Source organism: Streptomyces sp. MnatMP-M17, assembly GCF_900091995.1.
Taxonomy (GTDB): domain Bacteria; phylum Actinomycetota; class Actinomycetes; order Streptomycetales; family Streptomycetaceae; genus Streptomyces.
The window spans coordinates 1-1,886 of sequence record NZ_FMDK01001204.1 but is presented as its reverse complement, the minus strand read 5'-3'; the positions used below and the strand labels follow the sequence as shown (position 1 = coordinate 1,886).

The 1,886-nt window shown below is 69.5% G+C and carries 4 protein-coding genes; all 4 read right to left on the bottom strand.

All coding sequences use genetic code 11. The features are described 5' to 3' along the window. Positions 1 to 14: 14 nt before the first annotated feature. Positions 15 to 470, bottom strand: a complete 456-nt coding sequence (locus GA0115259_RS37790; protein ID WP_093605108.1) for a hypothetical protein — start codon at positions 468 to 470, stop codon at positions 15 to 17. 151 nt (positions 471 to 621) lie between these two features. Beyond that, positions 622 to 855 (bottom strand): hypothetical protein, encoded by a 234-nt coding sequence (locus GA0115259_RS37785; protein ID WP_141716881.1) that lies wholly within the window; start codon positions 853 to 855, stop codon positions 622 to 624. Between the two features lie 157 nt (positions 856 to 1,012). Next, positions 1,013 to 1,282: a hypothetical protein gene (locus GA0115259_RS37780; protein ID WP_093605104.1), complete on the bottom strand. Its 270-nt coding sequence runs from the start codon at positions 1,280 to 1,282 to the stop codon at positions 1,013 to 1,015. Positions 1,283 to 1,312: 30 nt separating this feature from the next. After that, positions 1,313 to 1,798 (bottom strand): hypothetical protein, encoded by a 486-nt coding sequence (locus GA0115259_RS37775; protein ID WP_093605102.1) that lies wholly within the window; start codon positions 1,796 to 1,798, stop codon positions 1,313 to 1,315. Positions 1,799 to 1,886 lie beyond the last annotated feature (88 nt).

Sequence of the window (1,886 nt, the reverse complement as noted above, 5' to 3'; positions counted from 1 at the left end):
TCGGGGCGAGGGCGTCAGCCCTCGCCCCGACCGTTTCGGGTGGAGCCACAGGTCCCGGCAACGGGACGGGGCTTGAGGTTGTCGCCGCACGTTGCTCTCCGGATGACCGGTAGGCCCGCTGACGGCATCGGGCTGAACACGTGCGGTGTCGTGACTGTCCGCGCCCGGGAGACAGCGGGTGCCCGCAGACTTCGCATGTCCCCAGGGGTGTCGGTGTCGGGTTCCGGGGTTGGGCCGATGACGTGCTCCCACTTCTGCTCGGCGGTGTACAGCGCTGCCGCCAGGAACTTGAGCTGGTTGACGCTTGCGTCGAACCCCGCGAGCAGTTCGGCGTTCAGGCATGCCGGGCGGCCGTGATAGACGAACAGCCGGAACTCGGGGTGCCCGTCGTCGGCCCGCAGCGGGTCGCCGTCCAGGAGCTTGTGCAGGGATTCGTGGAGGTCGGTGGTGGTCAGTCGGGTGTTCGACACAGTGCCCTCTCGGCTGTCCGTAGCGCTCGCCGGCGGGGGCTTGCCTCCCCGCCAACAATCATTAATCTCCCACGGTGTGCCGGTGGGTCAAGTTTTATGTGTCAATTGTATTGCGCTCGGAAGCGGCGGCCCGGAGGCCGCCCTCTGCACATCACCCGCTCTCGGGCCGCCCCGGGCCGGAGGGCCGCTGGCGCACCGGGTGGCGCCGGAGTTCCAGATAGTCCATGCCACGCTCGAAGACGTGGAACTCAAGCATCGTGCGGTACTTCTCCGCGCGTGGGAAGCCGCACCGCTTCGCCTCGGCTGCGAACTCGTCCAGCGCGAGGCCGGGATCGGTGAAGACCTCCATTACCTCGCCGCCCTCGTAGACGTTGCCGCGGGACATGATCCACACGTACTCGGGGGCGGCGAGGTCCTGGCGGGACGGCTGGGTTATGTGGATCTCCTTCGGTGAGGGCGGGATGGCCGGCTCATCCGGCAGGCCATCCCCTTGATATTCATTATTCTACCCTCTCGCTCGATTCAAGGTCAAGTTTTATGTGTCAATTGGAGAGGGTTGCCGCGCACCGGCCGAACTGGCTGGGGTGGGAGTCGATGCGGACCTCCACGGGGATCGTCGTGTCGGGGGAGCGCAGCGCGGGGTCTGCGAACTCGCTGTCCACGCCGATGTACACGCTCCCCTCGTCCGTGATGAAGGCGCCGATGCGGAAGCCGGCCAGGACGACGACGGGGAAGGTGTCGGGGTCATCGCGGTCCGGGGGGAGGCAGCCGGCGGTCGTGTTGAACTGGCGGGCGCGGGGCGGAAGGGGCATGGGTTCCTTCGGGTCGGGGTCGGGGCCGGGTCAGCCGCGTACGTCGTCCGTGCCGGGGCGCGCGCCGCGTTCCGCTGCGGTCCCGGCGGGACGCACCGCGCGGGTGTGGGCGAAGTGGTGGAGCGCACCGAGGACAGGGACGGAGAACACAGCGCAGAAGCCGGAGGCGGTCGGCGCGGGGACGGCTGCCGTAGCGGGCTCGAACCAGGCGCGCAGGATGAACAAGAGGAGAGCGGCGAGGACGAGCAGGTCCGCCGCAGCCGCGAGGGCGGACCATCCGGGCCGGAGGGTCAGCGGCGCGTCTTCCGGCGGCAGTTCGGTGGAGACGCTGAGTGCGAGCAGGCCGAGCTGGATGATGCCGAGGTAGAACAGCAAGGCCCACATGGCGGGGCCGGCGTACGCGATGGCCAGGACGACGGCGGGGACGCCGGTGATCAGGACGGCTTCATTGAGCAGGGGGCACAGACGGTGCGGGCGGTCGGGGGTGGGTTCGTCGGTGTACTCGGGGACGCTCAACCAGGACTCCGGTGATTGCGGGGGTGGACCGGCCGGGCGCTTTGGGCGCCCGGCCGGTGGCGGCTCAGCGGTAGCGGCGGCGGCGCGA